The organism is Anabaena sp. CCY 9910 (assembly GCF_963920875.1).
GTDB classification, from domain to species: domain Bacteria; phylum Cyanobacteriota; class Cyanobacteriia; order Cyanobacteriales; family Nostocaceae; genus Trichormus; species Trichormus variabilis.
Genome location: NZ_CAWUDJ010000007.1, coordinates 85,972 through 103,078 on the forward strand (window position 1 = coordinate 85,972; position 17,107 = coordinate 103,078).

The window sequence follows — 17,107 nt, forward strand, 5'->3', positions numbered from 1 at the left end:
ACTCCCAACTCCCCGCTTCCCATTCCATCATTCATTGAGGCGCAGATTTTCCCCCTATTCATCTTTTTACAGCATTGGAGGATTCTGATATAGGATTTTCAGTGAAACCGCCGCAATTTTGTACGATCAAAAATAGTAAACTACTTTTCGCTATCATTGCTTCGCCATCAAGAAGGCCGATAGCCGACCGTTTTTTCACTCTCCCGCTAATTACGAGTAATGGCATGACAGACCCAATGATTGTATCAGGCACTGCTAATGACATCGATTCCCTCAGGCAACGGCTAATCGCTGGGTCTATCCAAGTCCAACAACAGATAATCCTACAGTTGGCTGATGTGGGCAATGAAGGATTAGATGTTTTAATGGAATTCTTACTGAAACGTCGTGAGAACCCAGCGACTTGGATTGATGGGAAAGCCTACCAAGTGCTTTACGAGTCTGATGCACCTCAAGCCCAGGAATTTTTGCAAAATAATTTTCCTGAGGGCATTGTAACTCTAAAATCAAGCTGCGGGATTAATTACAATCTTTTGCAACAGTTACTAGCTCAACAAGATTTCCAAGCCGCAGACCTCCTGACCATTGAAACCATGTGCGAAATAGCAGGGCCAATGGCTGTCAAAAGGAAATGGCTGTATTTTACTGACGTGGATAGCTTTCCCTCTGATGACTTACAAACCATTAATCAACTGTGGATAGTTCACTCTGAAGGTAAGTTTGGCTTTTCCGTACAGAGAGACATCTGGTTGAGTTTAGGGAAAAACTGGGATAATTTCTGGCCGAAAATTGGCTGGAAAAGCGGTAATAACTGGACTCGCTACCCAAATGGCTTTACTTGGAATTTAACTGCGCCTAGAGGTCATCTACCCCTGTCTAATCAATTACGAGGGGTGCGGGTGATTGCTGCGTTATTTGCTCATCCTGCTTGGTCGAAGTGATGGGGATCGGGATTGGGGATTGGGGACTGGGGATTGGGGGAAGGGAAAGAAAAAACTAATGACAACTGACAACTGACCAATGACCAATGACTAAAGATAATGGCAAAAGTTCGTTTGGAAGATATTAAGCGTCGATTTAACAACGTCACCGCAATTGAGGAAATCTCCTTTGAAATTCCTGATGGTGAGTTTTGGGTTTTGGTGGGGCCCTCTGGTTGTGGGAAGTCTACAATTTTACGGACGATCGCTGGTTTAGAAAGTGCCACATCAGGTAATCTGTTTATTGGCGATCGCTTGGTCAATAACATCCCCGCCAGAGCGCGTGATGTGGCGATGGTGTTCCAAAATTACGCTCTTTATCCCCACATGACGGTGGCGGAAAATATAGCCTTTGGGTTAAAGATGCGGAAAATTAACCCGAAAATTGTGCAAGAACGGGTGGTGGATGTGGCGCGATCGCTTTCTTTGGATCATTTGTTAGATCGCAAACCCAAACAACTTTCCGGGGGTCAGCAACAACGGGTAGCATTAGGGAGAGCGATCGCTCGTGAACCACAGGTATTTTTATTAGATGAACCTTTGTCTAATTTAGATGCCCAATTGCGAGATGATACTAGGGCAGAGTTAAAGCAGTTACATCAACAATTAGGCATTACAACTATCTACGTTACCCATGATCAAGTCGAGGCGATGACTTTGGCTGATAAGATTGTGGTGTTAAGTGGTGGACGGATTCAACAAATTGGCGAACCTCAAGGGATTTATGCTCGTCCCGCTAATCAAATGGTGGCTACTTTTTTAGGTAATCCACCGATGAATATTCTACCTGCAACTTATCAACTTGCAGGTTTTGATGTCAATGGACAATTACTCGCAATTCCAGGGTTTCTCAGGGAGAATTTACAACTGCGTCCGGGACAACGGGTGAATTTGGGTATTCGTCCAGAACACATCTCAATTAATTCTGATGAAATCAACGCGCAGAATTCAGGATTGTTAGTCGATGTCAAATTAGTTGAACCTTTAGGAAGGGAAACATTAGTTCGTGTGAGTTTACCCGATTCAACAGTACTATTGAGTGTTCAACTGAGTGGAAATATTCGTCTACATTCAGGCGATCGCCTTTCTTTACAACTCGATTTACATCAGTTGTTTATTTTTGATCCTCAGACTGGTTATAGAATATCGCCTCAGGATTGATTAAATGACACAGCAAGGAAATAAAGGTGAAGATGAATGAAAATTTAGCTGTCACATTAGGGGAACTGCAAGCACAGATATACTGGTTACATGATGCTGAAAATTTTGCAGAATTAGCCTCCGCAGCAACCACCATATATTTGAAACTTGGTTACACTCAACAGCAGGCAGAAAAATCAGGTAATTTAATTAGTGAAGCCTACAAATTATCTGATGAAGCTGTTTTTGCTCAAAAAGCAGGTGATTTTGTCAAAGAAATGCAGTTTTATCATCGAGTTAAAGATAAATTTATCCAGGTAGAAACTACATTAGGTTATCAAAAAAGTATTGCCGTCCATCAAATGAAATGGTGGATGTATTTCCGTCATAAGCGTAAATATCACACAGTCATACATTTATTTTTACAAAATTTTCAAGCTCTAGGATTGATTAAACTAATTACTGCGATTAAACTGACATTTTATTTAATGGAAATAGGCAGAGTTCATAAATCTCGTGATTTAGAAACTACTAAAAATAATGCGATAAAATACTGGGTAGCATTATTGAAAATTAAACCGTCACAATACCCATACATTGGTTAAATTATATATTTTTGAGGTTGAGGTGAAATAAATTACTGATAATTAACCTTCCGACCTCCAAGACCTTATTTTAGTAATCACAGGTTTACTGGGTGTGGACAAATTGACTCGATATTGGGTGATTGGGACATAAGAACCATTACCATAGCGTACAGTCACCAGAAAAGCTGTTTGATTGCGTGAGTCTTTGATTATTTTATCAATGTAACCAGACTGTATCTGTTTAACATTTAATAGTTTTGGTTGTTTAAATCCTGGTCGGGAAATACAGACAATTGAAGAACCATCTATATATTGACCTGAATATAACCAATAAGGTTGTCCTTTGGTTTTAAAATCAGATTTGTACACAACTGTAAATCTGTCAGACTCTTCTAATTGCTGATTTTGTTGGCATTTACCGTTAATATATATTTCTTGAGCAGTGGTTATAGAGTTAGGGAATAATCCTAATGTTGCACCAATAATTAATCCTGTTGCCAGAGCGTTTTTAGACATGACGTGATAATTTATAGGGTAGGTTGTTCAAAAGTAACATCTTCATAAAGGTCGGCGATTCCTCCTTCAAAATCAACACTATTGAGGCGAAATATTTTATCCTGTTCTGTATAACTTTGCAGAATCCATAAACCATTATCACCACGTTTAAAACATTCGACTCGCTGACGTTTTGTATTGATTAAAACGTATTCTTTTAGAGTCTCAATTTCCTGGTAATCTACAAATTTATCCCCTCGATCAAAAGCTTCAGTAGAGTTAGATAAAACTTCTACAATTAAACAAGGAAACTTTTTATGATTAGGCGTTTCCTGATCACGTTGATCGCAAGTAACCATTACATCAGGATAATAATATCTATTTAAAGATTCAATCCTGGCTTTCATATCAGCAATGTAAACACGACAACCAGAACCACGTACATGATTACGGAGAAGTACAAACAGGTTTCCCGCAACAGTGACATGAGCGTCAGTAGCTCCAGCCATTGCATAAGCATAACCGTTGATGTATTCATGTTTGATAGGACTGGCTTCTTCTAACTGGAGATATTCTTCAGGTGTGAGGTATTCTGGTTCAGGTGAGGCAATCATCAGCAATTTCCAACATTTTTAGTGATCACGATTATTATAGGAAGCATCTTGTCACTATTAATACATATATGCGACTTCCTATTATTCCTTTAACTCTAATTTTAACTCTAGCTTCCCCATCTCTAGCACAAGCACCAACTCCAACAGCCGAAGAACATATAACACAAGCTGTGATGTTGAATAGTAACGGTGAATCCCTAATTTATAAGGATTTTTTTGGTGTAGGGGAGTTACAAGCAGCTTTGGAAAACTTCCAGCAGGCGTTAGCTATTTTTAAAAAATATGGTGCTAAGGCTGGAGAAGCGAACAGCCTGGTAAATATTGGTTATGTGTATTTTCGTAAAGGGGAGTATGGGAAAGCGCTGGAATATTTTCAGTCCTCCTTAGATATTCGCAGAAAAACAAGAGACCGCCAAAATGAATGGATACCTCTTTCTTATATTGGTGAAGTATATGTCAATTTGGGACAGTATCCCCAGGCGCTGGAATATTATCAACCAGCTTTAGCGATTATCAAGGAACTGAAAGCAGCTAATCCCAAAGATTCTAGTTATTCTACTAGCCAAAAAATGATGCTAGCTGATATTGGTGCGGTTTATTTTCGCATGGGACAGTATACAAAAGCTCTCGATTTTTATCAGCAAACATGGGCAATGCAAAAAGCTGATGATGATAAAATTGGTGGGATTCAAACTTTGAACAATATTGGTGTAATTTACGTTAATTTAGGCAACTATAAACAAGCCTTAGATTCTTATCAGCAGGGTTTAGCTAATCTGCAAGAATGCTGCTCGAATTATCTTGGTACGAAAGCCGCAATTATTAATAACCTTGCCAGTACTAATTTTAGTTTGGGTCAATATAAAAAATCTCTAGAATTAGCCGAAGAATCAGCAAATATTTATAGCAGAATTAATAATGATGCAGAAAAAGCTACGAAACAAGAGATAAAATTACTTTATGATTATTTAGGGCAAAACTCCCAAGCTTTGCAACAAGCCGCCAGTCGTGCTAATGTTGGTGATGCTTTTGGTAAGGACTCTTTTCAGTTCCAAGGTAGAGCCTTAAATATGAATAATATTGGACAAATTTATTTGAGTTTGGGTAAATATGACCAAGCATTAAAATTGTATCAACAAGCTTTAAAAATATATAAAGAGAATAGCTATAAACCGGGAATTGCTGTAACTCTCAATAATATTGCTAAGGTGCAAAGTAGTTTAGGTAAGTATCCGCAAGCTATTGAGTTAAATCAGCAAGCTTTAGCTATTTATCAAGAAGTAGGCGATCGCACCGGGGAAGGTGTGACAATAAGTAATCTAGGACAAATCTACCAAAAGCAAGGCCAGCAGGAGAAAGCTTCAGGATTGTATCAGCAAGCTTTAGCCATGCACAGACAAGTTAGCGATAAAGTCAGTGAAGCCGCAACACTCAAACTTTTAGGCGATATCCTGTCTGCACAAAATCAACCACAACTAGCGATCGCATTTTACAAGCAATCAGTCAACCTCACGGAAAGTATTCGCCAAAATTTACGCACCATCCCCGCAGATATCCAAAAATCCTATACAGAAGCCGTCGCCGAAAGGTATCGCCGTCTGGCTGATTTATTACTCAAACAAAACCGTCCCGGCGAAGCACAGCAAGTTTTAGATTTACTCAAAATTCAAGAAGTTAATGATTTTATTGGAAATCGCCGTAGTCAACCCCAAACGACAACACCAGTAGGTAACAGTGGACAAAGGGGAGTTAATACAGAACCACAGCCAAGCCAAAAATTACCCCTGCAACCCCAAGAACAACAGATTTCTCAAAAGTATAGCGCCATTCAAGACCAAGCGATCGCCCTTGGGCAAGAACTAACAAACCTCCGCCAAACTCCAGCAAATGCACGCACAGCCACCCAAGAAAAACGCATTGTTGAATTAGTGAAACTTGAGCAAACAATTACGGCTGAGTTTAACAAATTTACCAAAACACCTGCTGTAGTCGCTCTTGTACAACAATTATCTGCCAATTCTGGACAGGAAAACCTCAGCCTAAGACAACTGAATTCTTTGCGGGATAATTTGCGACAGTTAAATAAAAAAGCCGTCTTATTATATCCCGTGGTGTTAGACGACAGATTGGAATTAGTTGTCGTCACGGCGGATACACCACCAATTCATCGTCCAGTTCCCGTAAAACCAGCAGAACTAAATCAAGTCATTAATGAATTTCGCCAAGCTATAGTTGTTCCCTATAAAGATAGTAAAGTTCCAGCCAACAAATTATATAATTGGCTCATTAAACCTATAGAAAACGACCTGAAACAAGCTAATGCTCAAGCAATTATTTACGCTCCAGATAGCAAACTCAGATATATACCCTTAGCTGCATTATATGATGGCAAAAATTGGCTAATCGAGCGTTATATCATTAATAATATTACCGCCGCTAGCTTGACTAAATTAAACAGCAAACCCCAAGCCTCTCTACCAACTTTAGCCGCAGCCTTTACCAAAGGCGACTATAAAGTAGCAGTAGGCGAACGTCAAGAAGTATTTAGTGGTTTACAATTTGCTAAAGTTGAAGTAGACAATTTAGCCAAGACAATTAAAGGCACAAAAATACTTTTAGATAATGATTTTAGCCCCCAAGTTACAATCCCCCAAATGAACGATTACAAAATCATCCATCTAGCAACTCATGGGATGTTGGTGAGTGGTGATCCAGAAAGTTCATTTATACTATTTGGTAACGGCGATCGCGTCACTCTTAAAGATATCGAAAACTGGTCTTTACCAAACGTTGATTTAGTAGTATTAAGTGCCTGTCAAACAGGTTTAGGTAATCAATTAGGTAACGGTCAAGAAATTCTCGGTCTAGGATACCAAATTCAATTAACAGGTGCAAAAGCTTCCATCGCCTCACTATGGGCTGTTTCTGACGGCGGCACACAAGCATTAATGGATGGCTTTTATAATGTCTTAAAAACAGGTAATTTAACTAAATCTGAAGCTTTACGTACAGCGCAACTTGCCTTGTTGACAGGGAATAATCAGTTTAATCATCCCTATTATTGGGCATCATTTATTCTAATTGGTAATGGGCTTTAAGGAAAGACAAAAAATAAAACCAATTCGCAAATTCAGTAGGGTGGGCAATGCCCACCAAAACCGTGATACGGTGGGCATTGCCCACCCTACAAATACTTAGATGTTTTCAATAATCAAATCGTACTCCTAATATATTCAGAAATTATTTTTAATTACTTTGAGAACCCCGACTTCTTGAAGAAGTCGGGGTTCTGGCTTTGCTATTATTCTCTGTTATTCAACTAGAAATTGTAGCCAATACCTAATAGCAAACCAACATCAGTTTCATCTACAAAAGCTGCATTAACAGCACCATTAATGGTAAATCTCTGTCCTAAAGGAATATCAACACCACCAGTTAACAGTAAACCAATATCAGTATCGCCACTAGCTTCAATTGCTACACCAGCACCAACATAAGGTGATACGGCGAATGGCTGCACAACACCAGGTTCTACTGCGCGGGGGGTGAAATCTAAGGTCAACGGCACTAGAAATACAGTATCGTTACCAAACACAGCCGATGGTCGGACTGATAGATTACGTGTCAAACCAACTTTACTGATAACTGCAAAGTTGCTATCGCTGAGAGCTGTATCACCACCTAAACCAATGTTACCAGCAACCCCTATATAACTAGAACCGCCACGGGTAGCTCTACCTGGAGTGACAGCACCCGGATTTTGGGCTTGAGGGGTTCCTTCTTGTGGCTGCTGACCAGTTAAATTAGGTGGAATCAGGACTTCGTTAATAGCATGGATAACACCATTGCTAGCTTGAATATTTGCTTGAACAACTCTAGCCTCATTAACGGCAATTTGATTATTGGCTGTGTCAACTCTCACATTGACTGGTGCATCGCTAGCAGTTGTCAGCTGTCCAGAAGAGAGTTGGTTAGCAGTTAATTGACCAGGAACCACATGATAGCGCAAAATTCTTACCAACAACTCTCTGTTCTGTGGTTGTTGTAGTTGTTCTAAAGTACCCGCAGGTAACGCTGCAAATGCTTCATTGGTGGGAGCAAAGACTGTGTAAGGCCCTGGTTGCTCTAGAATATCTGTTAAACCTGCGGTTCTCAATAAAGAAGTTAAGGTACTAAAAGAGTTACTTGATGCTGCCAAAGCAACAATATTATTAGCACCTTGTGTACCTCCTGTTGTACCAGTCCCACCCACTACGTAGTTAGCAGCTGCAACATTGCTAGGCAGAGGTTGTACTTGTCCTTGTCGAACTAAAGCTTGATACAAAATTGCGGCAGCTTCCCCACGGGTAAGAGATGTTGAGGGATTCAGTTCTCTTACATTTGGGTAGTTAACAACTATGTTGCTTTGTGTTGCTGCGGCTACGCCGTTGACAGCATAGTCAGGAATTGCCGAAGCATCTGCATAGTTATTGCTGAGAATATTTGACGCACTATCAGTTGTAGTTAAGTTTAAACCACTGCTTAAAGCAACGATCGCCTGTACTCTAGGAATCTGTTGATTGGGGCGAAACACATTCCCTGGATAGCCGGAGAGAAATCCCGTTTCGTAAGCTTCCCGAATTGCTTGCGATGCCCAGAAATTCGCAGGTACATCTGTAAATCCAGATGCACTTAATTGTCGGACTGGTTGTTGATTAAAAGCTTTCTGAATTAATGTGGCAAACTCAGCGCGACTTACTGCCTGGTTTGGTCTAAAAGTACCATCGGGAAAACCAGCAATGATATTTCTTTGCGCTAAAGCTTGAATAAATGGTTGCGCCCAGTAATCTGAACTGACATCAGAAAAGTTGGCACTTGTAGTAGACGGAGTTTCTGTAGGGACAGGTGTTTGTGCTGAAGCTGGTTTAGAAACTATTAAGGGATTTATTGTTATAGCTGTCATCCCCAAAGCCAGCAAAGTTGTGTAGGCTAGTGACCGTCGAACCGAACTAAACATGAAAAATCCCTCCAAAATTAAGTAAATAAATTACACAAAGACATCAATTGACTATGGGAGACAACTGCTTTTATGGTTGATTCAATGAAAAGCCTAGACATTATTTTTGGTTCAGAAAACACCAAAGTTATGAATATATTTCTTCTCGCCAGCATCAATTTCGCTAACAAAATAGGTTTCATCTTCTAAACTAAAACCCACAACATTATGTGTAAGGTAGAGAGTTATTAGATAGAAAAATATGTAGCTAGGAGATGCTATGCCCATGATTATTGAAGGGGCTGGAGTCGAAAGTGTCCATTCATGATCAACATCTAGTAATATTAGAACTGCAAAGGTTATTAGTCTTATAAAGAGAATTGTTACAGATGTTAACCCGTTTTAATAACTAGCTAAAGGTCATATTTTCCAGATATTTTCTCATACTTTAGATAGTTGTAGGCTCTTGAGCAATTCCGAGATGTCCAAAGTAAGTACATCCAAACAAATATTATTATGGAAAGAATAATTATGTCTGACTTCAAAAGTCAGGTGTAAGGAACTTCCAACCACCAAAAAATGTCCCATACTTGCGGGACATAGAGAAAGCTATATGTGCTAATACGGTTCAGTTAAGGAAAAAGGTAGTGGCGTGACAAGGCTAAAATGATGGATTAGGCTGGTCAGTCCAGTAGGGTGCGTTATGGACGTTAGTCCCAACGCACCGAAAATCTTGGATGGTGCGTTGCTTATGCTCAACCCTTGATATCACCAATTTTATGCTCAATAATGTTCCTAAAAAATGGCTTTTTTGGATATTAATTACTATTATATCTGCACTATTATTTGCTATTTCATCTACAGCAATTAGTATTTATTTATATGGAAATAATAGTTACCAAAAAGCAGATGCAGCAATAGTTCTAGGCGCAGCAGTTTGGGGTGAAGAACCATCACCCGTCTTTCGAGAACGAATTAACCATGCCATTAATTTATATAAAAATGGAGCTATTAGTAAGATTATCTTTACTGGTGGAGTGGGTGAAATTAACGAACCTGCTGAGGCTGTTGTTGGAAAACATTACGCCACAGCCAGAGGAGTGAAAGCAACCGATATCTTAATAGAAACTCAGTCTCGGACAACTTACCAAAATCTTAAAAATGCGATAGAAGTGGTAGATACTAATGAAAAATTCACTAAATTTTTGATTATTAGTGATCCATTGCACCTAAAACGAGCCGTGTTAATGGCAAGAAATTTGGGGATTGATGCTTATCCTTCGCCTACACCTAGCACTCGCTATCGCAGTTTTAACAGCCAAATGGAATTTCTAATACGAGAAACTTATTTTTATTTTATTTACCTTGTATTTAAAATTTAGTAACATTTACCTTCACACCAGAATCAAGTCCAGGGACTTTTAAATACTCCACTGGCTCAACACGTTGTGGTGTTCGGTTATCTGCGGGGTTGACACATTCTTTAAAAAGAGCGTCTGGATTGTTGAGTAAATCAAGGGGACTGAGACTTTCACACCCTTTTTTCTGTTCTAGGGGAATAGAAGTTCCTTGAAGATTTTGAGGTTGTGTTGTGACACTATTCCACTGACTATTAATTGTCACAGGTTCTGTTGTTAGAGCCGCAGCCTCATGGCGTTCAATGATAGTTTCTGGCAAAGTCTCCTGGTTAATATTACCACTTTGGGGTAGTGCGATCGCTGGTGGGATTTCGCCCATCACCTCTGATGGAACGTAGCTCATCACACTCACTACAATCATTGCAACGATGGAAAATTTTCTCATAATAACATGACTCAATGATGAATTTTCAATCAAACTTATAATTTTCCGGCAACAGGAAATTAAATCATACTCAATAATTATAGTTTTAGGGAAAAATTTCTGGTCACAGGTAATGAGTTTAAAGAGATAAAACCCAAAATGTATAGAGTAGCGATCGCTACAATTAAAATACTCTTTTCAACACAAATTAAGTACAACAATTAATATCTATTAAGTTTGACTACCTTGCTGATAAATGTGTTACCGAAAAAATTCCCGCATCACCTCTACCGGAGATGCACAAAAAGTAGTTGAATATGTACTAGTAACTGACCAAAAAATTGATAAGAATGAGAATTTTGGCTGCGACAGTTGTACTAACTTCTTCTTTGCTGACGACTGGGTTTATTCATACCTCAGCCTTAGCCAACAATGCTATGACACTTTCTCAGTCAACCCCTCAGTTGCAGCCAAACAAAACTCAACCGATAAATATCAGTAAAGCTGAGTTTGGTGTAATAGTTCGTGACACTGAAGGGAAATTTAACTTCACCCCGACAATTAGAGTTCCCCTAGAGGAGGGTAGTAAATACGGTTGGCGAATTCAAATTCGAGACGTTAAAGGTCAGGTGACATGGCGCGAAGTTCTGCGCCTACCAAAACCCCCAGAAACTTGGGCTACAGATAACGGTGAAAATTTTACATTATCAGCAGATGGTACAGAAGCTGTCACCAAACGCACCCAGTTACCAAAGGATGGAGTGATTGAAAACTTTTGGACGATCGCACCAGGTGATCCGCCTGGTAAACATATAATATATGTCTATGTTGATGACCATCTCGTTGGTAATTTTGAGTTTGAAATTGTTCCCAAAGGAAATCGGGAAGTTAAAGGTAGGGAGCGACTAGGTAAGATTTAGGTAATGGGTAATAGGGAAAGATTACTTGTAGTTACCCGTAGGGTGGGCAATGCCCACCTTAACAAATTTAATTTTGAATCTTGAATTATTATTTTTTGGTGTTCTCTTCATCTCTCCACACTAGCAATCTACAGGGTATCTTGGAAGTAGAGGTCTGATAATTGCTGAGTGGCGATTATGAATACAGAAGAATTTCTGCGATTGATGGAAAAACAGCGCTCATGTCCTCAAACCCTACCGAAGGCGCTGCAAGCTCTGTGGTATGACAAACAAGGTGATTGGAATCAAGCTCATGAGATTGTACAAAACGCCAGTGATGTTGATAGTGCTTGGGTGCATGGGTACTTACATCGCAAAGAAGGCGATTTAAATAACGCTCATTATTGGTATCAACGCAGCAGTCAGCCAGAGTTTGTTGGGGAGTTAAATCAGGAATGGGAACAGATAACTTCTTTCTTACTCAAGAAGGTAAATACAATTCATGGATGCTGAAGCAATCAAACGCCGTTATGCAGCCGGGGAAAGATATTTTCCCGCCGCAAACCTAATTAGAGCCAAGCTGATTGGAGTCTACTTACCTGGGATAAATTTATGGGGAGCAGACTTGAGTGGCGCTAACCTAGCGAAGGCTAAACTCTGGGGAGCCGATTTGAGTCAAGCCAACTTAGCCAATGCTAATTTGACTAGAGCTAATTTGTGCGGCGTGAAGCTGAATCAAGCAAATCTGCGGGGAGCTAAACTCAACTTGACTAAGTTGTATGGAGCAGATTTAACTGGCGCTTATTATGACGAAACTACGAAATTTTCTAGAGGTTTTGACCCGGTAAGTAGAAATATGCGGCAGTTTTAGCAAAAACTTTGCCTTTTGGAGTTTGCTATGGTAATCTCTATACCAACATCTGCACCTTGAAAATTAAATAAGTACATATAGCGTTTCTCGTTTGTCTGCAATACGTTTTGACCTCTATCCTACAAGGAGACAGGCTTTAAGGCTTACTCTGGGGGTTAAGTCTGTATTAGACTCAACTGCAAACCGCTATATTCTTAACTTGTAACCGAATGGTTAGTTTCCTCAAGTTATTTTATTAAGAAATGTAACCTGAGGGGGTCGCCTAAAGCCTGAAAAGCTCATTATCTCGTTGACCCCCTCAGACAGCTTACTCTATAAGGGTTTGAGTCACCTTGATGATGTAGTTATTGTCAATAAGTTAGCTCTATTGAGAAGTGAAATATACCCCCCTCAGTTTTACAGTTCTGTAAGTCTTATTTGGTAAGCTTTCTGTAAGTGTAGGGTTTTTAATCTCTTACCCCTCACGGGGATGGAAACCAGCCAATCGTCACCATTTTTTTGCAAAAATGACAATGTTTTTAATCTCTTACCCCTCACGGGGATGGAAACTTTGGGTTTCTTTGAAACACAGGCTTGCTCATGTTGCGGGTTTTTAATCTCTTACCCCTCACGGGGATGGAAACAATACAAAAAATTTGTAGCTCATTGCTATATTCCTAAAATGTTTTTAATCTCTTACCCCTCACGGGGATGGAAACCGTGCATCAGGATATAATTCAGAGATAGAAAATTGGCAAGTTTTTAATCTCTTACCCCTCACGGGGATGGAAACGTGGAGTATCCCAAGAGGGCATTACCTGCACCTCATAGGAAGTTTTTAATCTCTTACCCCTCACGGGGATGGAAACAGGACGATCGAGCAAAGAAGCGCCCAAGCAACTACTAATAGCTTTTAATCTCTTACCCCTCACGGGGATGGAAACCCAAATTCCTCAGTTCCATTCAATCCTCTCATATCGGTTTTTAATCTCTTACCCCTCACGGGGATGGAAACCAGTGTCTTATGCCTTCAGCAATTGTGCCAGAGCTGCATACAGTTTTTAATCTCTTACCCCTCACGGGGATGGAAACTGGTAAGTTTCAATCCTTCCCTCTCCCCAAATGGGAACGGTTTTTAATCTCTTACCCCTCACGGGGATGGAAACAACATATGCAGATGCCACACATCATCTATTATTAAGGAGTTTTTAATCTCTTACCCCTCACGGGGATGGAAACTTTGAAGTTCTCCAACTTTTTCTTGTTCTTTATTAAGTTTTTAATCTCTTACCCCTCACGGGGATGGAAACAATCAGCATCATCGGTCATATCCTTATTGAAAGGAATGAGTTTTTAATCTCTTACCCCTCACGGGGATGGAAACTCTGGGAAAGTAAATTCTATCCCCCCTTGTGCCATAAAGTTTTTAATCTCTTACCCCTCACGGGGATGGAAACAATAAATGCGATGCTGTTTAGATAATCTGACTGTGGTTTTTAATCACTTCCCCTCACGGGGATGAAACAGAAAGACGATCGCTTAAACTATCCCAATGTGTAGAGAGACACAAATATTTGTAGGATAGGTAGAGCGATCGCCTTTTAATTAAAGCCTATGCAGATATCATCTTCCGGCTATATCCTAGCGTTGGACTTGGGGACAACTGGGAACCGGGCATTTATCTTTAATAATGCAGGTAAAATAGTTGCTCAAGCATATAAGGAACTAACACAACATTACCCCCAACCAGGATGGTTAGAGCATGACGCGGAAGAAATCTGGCAAGATACCTGCTGGGTGATGAAAACAGCCATCGCCAATGCTCAAATATCTCCTAGTGAAATTGCTGCTATAGGTTTGACTGTACAACGGGAAACTTGCCTACTGTGGGACAAAACGACAGGGAAACCATTACATAAAGCCATTGTTTGGCAAGACCGCCGCACGGCTCCCCTGTGTCATCAGTTACAAGAAAAAGGCTATGCTCAGGAAATTTACAGTCGCACTGGTTTAGTGGTTGATGCTTATTTCTCCGCCACTAAACTGCGATGGTTATTAGATTACATCACAGGGGTTGATTTGAAAAATGTTTTGGCAGGTACAATTGATACCTGGATACTGTGGAAATTAACAGGTGGGAAAGTCCACGCCACCGACCACAGCAATGCTAGCCGCACCATGTTGATGAATCTGAAAACCTGTGAGTGGGATGAGCAATTATTAGAGATTTTGCAAATTCCTGCCCATATTTTGCCGCAAATTCAACCTAGCTTAGGAAAATTTGGTCTGACAGATACCAGCTTATTCGATGTAGCTATCCCCATCACAGCCATTTTAGGCGATCAGCAAGCAGCTTTGTTTGGTCACGGTTGCGATCGCCCTGGTTTAATGAAATGTACTTATGGCACTGGTAGCTTTTTGGTGGCTCACACTGGTTCTAATATTGTTCGTTCTCAACATCAATTAATTTCTACAATCGCCTGGACACAATATAATTCCCAGGAAAATATCAATATTGGTTATGCTCTAGAAGGCAGTATGTTTACTAGTGGTGCTTGTATTCAATGGTTGCGTGACGGCATCAAGTTAATTAGGACGGCTGCGGAAACTGAAACAATGGCTAATCAAGTAGCCGATAACGGTGGGGTGTACTTTGTCCCCGCTTTCAGTGGGCTAGGCGCGCCCTACTGGGATATGAACGCCAGAGGAGCTTTTTTTGGCATTACCGCCAGCGTCCAACCACAGCATTTAGTCAGGGCTGTATTAGAAGCGATCGCCTATCAAGTGTTAGAAGTAGTACAGGCCATCAACGCCTCTTGTAGTAGTCCCATGCAGCGCCTAATTGTCGATGGTGGTGCTTGCGAGAATAATTTCCTCATGCAGTTCCAAGCGGATGTTTTAGGTATTCCCGTAGAACGTCCCACCATGCGCGACACAACGGTACAAGGTGCAGCCTTCGCCGCAGGTTTAGCTGTGGGATTTTGGGATAGTTACACAGCATTAGTTAACCAACGCCAGATAGACCGCATTTTTGAACCAGGAGAAGGAAGCCAAAACGCCATATACAACTTTGCGACATGGCAAAAGGCAGTTAAACGGAGTCTTGATTGGGTGTAGGTATATAGGGGTGTAAGGGTTGAGTAGGACTATTTACACTCCCCATTACCAATTACCCCGACTTAGCCGCCAACTTTAAATCCAAGGTATAAAAACCAACTTTATTAGGTAATCTAGCAAATCGTCCCGTACGATAACCTCGTGAGAGTTCATTCAAGACTTTGCCTTTAACTTCTCTGGTGTCTTCTTCATCTAGTTCTCCATAAAGTCCAGAAATGACTTCAGCCACGCTAAAAACTTTACCTGGATTTTGTTTGAAGAAAACACTCAGAGCATCAATTAAAAACTGGCCTTCAAAGGGTTCTAACATGGGGATGACTTTTGTCTTCGGGATGATGACAGGTTTCTTCTTCTTACTTCTGCCATTTTGGGCGTAAGTATGAGTACGGTTGGAAGTTACCAAGCCTAAATCCAGAGTGTAACATCCGGGTTCGTCAGGGATGCCAAACCAAGCTTGTCTTTCTCTACCTTGTGTTAGAGATGACTGGACTCTACCTTTGACTACTCTAAAAATATAAGACTCCAACTCTCCATAAAGCGATCGCACAATGAAATCTATATGACATACTGCGCCAAGATGTTCTTCTAGTAGCTTTTTAATCGCTTCCATACGAGTGAGAGATTGATACTCAGGTAACATCGGGATATCAGTTCCCTTAATGGTTTCTGGAGTAATTTCTATCGTTGTTGAAGAACTTGGTTCTGGAGACTCGTTGTTATCTTCATCTGTAGTCACAAAACTCTCTATTTCCAAGCTTTCTGAGTTTTGGGACTCAAGTTCCTGAGACTCCACCAAGTTAACCTCAGTGCGAGAAATCTCATTAGTTGCAGATGGTAGAGATTTTTTGGGGAAAGAGGTGGAAACGTCTGGAGAGATACCACTGATGGATATTTGCTCTTTCTTTTCCGCACTAGGAGACCAAGTAGATAATAACGCTTCTACATGATCCAGCTGCGATCGCGCTTGTGTAAATAAGGTTTCGTACTCTTCTACAAGACGAGCATAATAGTCTCGTAATTCCAACAGTGGAGAGACGAAATCTTGAGGAGGAGGCTCTAATTGCAATTGAGGATTTATCATGCTTCAAATCAACCCAAATCGGTGTCACTTTTGTAAATAGTTGGACGAGGCTTGGCTTTGCGAGTCTGCTGCTGGGATTTTTTCGGTGCTTGTGGTGGACGACATCTCTCGCAATATAAAGGACGAGGACCAAAAGTCTCACGTTTTGTCGCCTCATTACACTCCTTACAGACAAAGTTAAAAACGCGAGTGTGAATTAGCCGCTTATGCGCCCTAACAGTATATTCTCTAACATCAATTAACTTACTGGTCATAATCAAGAGTATGGAATTACAAGTCTCTCAATATAGCTATTCAAGCAAATAAACTAGGATCAGTGTGTGTTTAGTTGTCTGTTTTATTCAAATTAGCAATTTTAGGAAAAACACTAAATGCCAACTTGGCACAGAACACACGAGAAACATTAATTGCTTGTCTTATTAGCATATAGCCCATTATCAACAACTAGGTAATATTTGCCACTATATATCTGACTTTTATATGATTTTTGAATAAATTCGGGACATATATGAATCGGATTTGATTTTTGTTCCATCACTTGTGCTGGCGCTGAAAAATATGGGTCTCTGTAGGCTGGCCAATGCCAA

General features: G+C 40.3%; 16 protein-coding genes and 1 CRISPR repeat array. Of the genes, 9 read left to right on the forward strand and 7 right to left on the reverse strand.

The window, feature by feature from the left end:
- Positions 1-224 precede the first annotated feature (224 nt).
- The 3 genes from ACM5QX_RS08170 to ACM5QX_RS08180 all read left to right on the forward strand — a co-directional run bounded on the left by ACM5QX_RS08170 (position 225) and on the right by ACM5QX_RS08180 (position 2,725).
- Positions 225-941 (forward strand): GUN4 domain-containing protein, encoded by a 717-nt coding sequence (locus tag ACM5QX_RS08170; RefSeq protein WP_041456495.1) that lies wholly within the window; start codon positions 225-227, stop codon positions 939-941.
- Positions 942-1,040: 99 nt separating this feature from the next.
- Entirely contained in the window at positions 1,041-2,141 is a 1,101-nt protein-coding gene (locus ACM5QX_RS08175) for an ABC transporter ATP-binding protein (protein ID WP_414753107.1), read from the forward strand.
- Positions 2,142-2,173: 32 nt separating this feature from the next.
- Entirely contained in the window at positions 2,174-2,725 is a 552-nt protein-coding gene (locus ACM5QX_RS08180) for a hypothetical protein (protein ID WP_414753108.1), read from the forward strand.
- A gap of 42 nt (positions 2,726-2,767) precedes the next feature.
- Here the strand turns inward: ACM5QX_RS08180 and ACM5QX_RS08185 are convergent, their stop codons facing one another.
- Positions 2,768-3,223 (reverse strand): hypothetical protein, encoded by a 456-nt coding sequence (locus ACM5QX_RS08185; protein ID WP_414753109.1) that lies wholly within the window; start codon positions 3,221-3,223, stop codon positions 2,768-2,770.
- 11 nt (positions 3,224-3,234) lie between these two features.
- Positions 3,235-3,816 carry a Uma2 family endonuclease gene (locus ACM5QX_RS08190; RefSeq protein WP_414753110.1) on the reverse strand — a complete coding sequence of 194 codons (582 nt, stop codon included), beginning with the start codon at positions 3,814-3,816 and terminating at the stop codon, positions 3,235-3,237.
- A 68-nt stretch (positions 3,817-3,884) separates the two neighbouring features.
- Here ACM5QX_RS08190 and ACM5QX_RS08195 point away from each other — a divergent pair, with 68 nt between their 5' ends.
- The gene (locus tag ACM5QX_RS08195; protein WP_414753111.1) at positions 3,885-6,914 is read left to right on the forward strand and encodes a CHAT domain-containing protein; all 3,030 of its coding nucleotides are present in this window, start codon (positions 3,885-3,887) and stop codon (positions 6,912-6,914) included.
- 221 nt (positions 6,915-7,135) lie between these two features.
- On the opposite strand, the gene ACM5QX_RS08200 is transcribed toward ACM5QX_RS08195, so the two are convergent.
- Together ACM5QX_RS08200 and ACM5QX_RS08205 are read right to left on the reverse strand one after the other, a co-directional pair.
- The gene (locus tag ACM5QX_RS08200; protein WP_414753112.1) at positions 7,136-8,812 is read right to left on the reverse strand and encodes a fasciclin domain-containing protein; all 1,677 of its coding nucleotides are present in this window, start codon (positions 8,810-8,812) and stop codon (positions 7,136-7,138) included.
- 111 nt (positions 8,813-8,923) lie between these two features.
- Positions 8,924-9,079, reverse strand: a complete 156-nt coding sequence (locus ACM5QX_RS08205; protein WP_011321481.1) for a hypothetical protein — start codon at positions 9,077-9,079, stop codon at positions 8,924-8,926.
- A 491-nt stretch (positions 9,080-9,570) separates the two neighbouring features.
- On the opposite strand from ACM5QX_RS08205, the gene ACM5QX_RS08210 reads away from it, so the two are divergent.
- Positions 9,571-10,173 carry a YdcF family protein gene (locus ACM5QX_RS08210; RefSeq protein WP_414753113.1) on the forward strand — a complete coding sequence of 201 codons (603 nt, stop codon included), beginning with the start codon at positions 9,571-9,573 and terminating at the stop codon, positions 10,171-10,173.
- Here ACM5QX_RS08210 and ACM5QX_RS08215 read toward each other — a convergent pair.
- Complete coding sequence (locus ACM5QX_RS08215; RefSeq protein WP_414753114.1) at positions 10,163-10,594, reverse strand: hypothetical protein; 432 nt, start codon at positions 10,592-10,594, stop codon at positions 10,163-10,165. The genes ACM5QX_RS08210 and ACM5QX_RS08215 overlap by 11 nt on opposite strands.
- A gap of 329 nt (positions 10,595-10,923) precedes the next feature.
- On the opposite strand from ACM5QX_RS08215, the gene ACM5QX_RS08220 reads away from it, so the two are divergent.
- From ACM5QX_RS08220 to glpK, 4 genes are all read left to right on the forward strand, one after another.
- Positions 10,924-11,493: a hypothetical protein gene (locus tag ACM5QX_RS08220; protein WP_414753116.1), complete on the forward strand. Its 570-nt coding sequence runs from the start codon at positions 10,924-10,926 to the stop codon at positions 11,491-11,493.
- A 177-nt stretch (positions 11,494-11,670) separates the two neighbouring features.
- Entirely contained in the window at positions 11,671-11,985 is a 315-nt protein-coding gene (locus ACM5QX_RS08225; RefSeq protein ID WP_414753117.1) for a hypothetical protein, read from the forward strand.
- Complete coding sequence (locus ACM5QX_RS08230) at positions 11,975-12,343, forward strand: pentapeptide repeat-containing protein (RefSeq protein WP_011321476.1); 369 nt, start codon at positions 11,975-11,977, stop codon at positions 12,341-12,343. The genes ACM5QX_RS08225 and ACM5QX_RS08230 overlap by 11 nt, the downstream gene beginning before the upstream one ends.
- A 442-nt stretch (positions 12,344-12,785) precedes the next feature.
- Positions 12,786-13,779: a CRISPR direct-repeat array (repeat unit 35 nt; unit sequence GTTTTTAATCTCTTACCCCTCACGGGGATGGAAAC).
- 157 nt (positions 13,780-13,936) lie between these two features.
- Complete coding sequence (gene glpK / locus ACM5QX_RS08235; RefSeq protein ID WP_414753118.1) at positions 13,937-15,439, forward strand: glycerol kinase GlpK; 1,503 nt, start codon at positions 13,937-13,939, stop codon at positions 15,437-15,439.
- Between the two features lie 52 nt (positions 15,440-15,491).
- Here glpK and ACM5QX_RS08240 read toward each other — a convergent pair whose 3' ends face one another.
- A complete protein-coding gene (locus ACM5QX_RS08240; protein ID WP_414753119.1) occupies positions 15,492-16,520 on the reverse strand; it encodes a hypothetical protein in 1,029 nt (342 codons plus the stop codon).
- A gap of 8 nt (positions 16,521-16,528) precedes the next feature.
- Positions 16,529-16,774 (reverse strand): hypothetical protein, encoded by a 246-nt coding sequence (locus ACM5QX_RS08245; RefSeq protein ID WP_104009992.1) that lies wholly within the window; start codon positions 16,772-16,774, stop codon positions 16,529-16,531.
- Between the last annotated feature and the right edge of the window lie 333 nt (positions 16,775-17,107).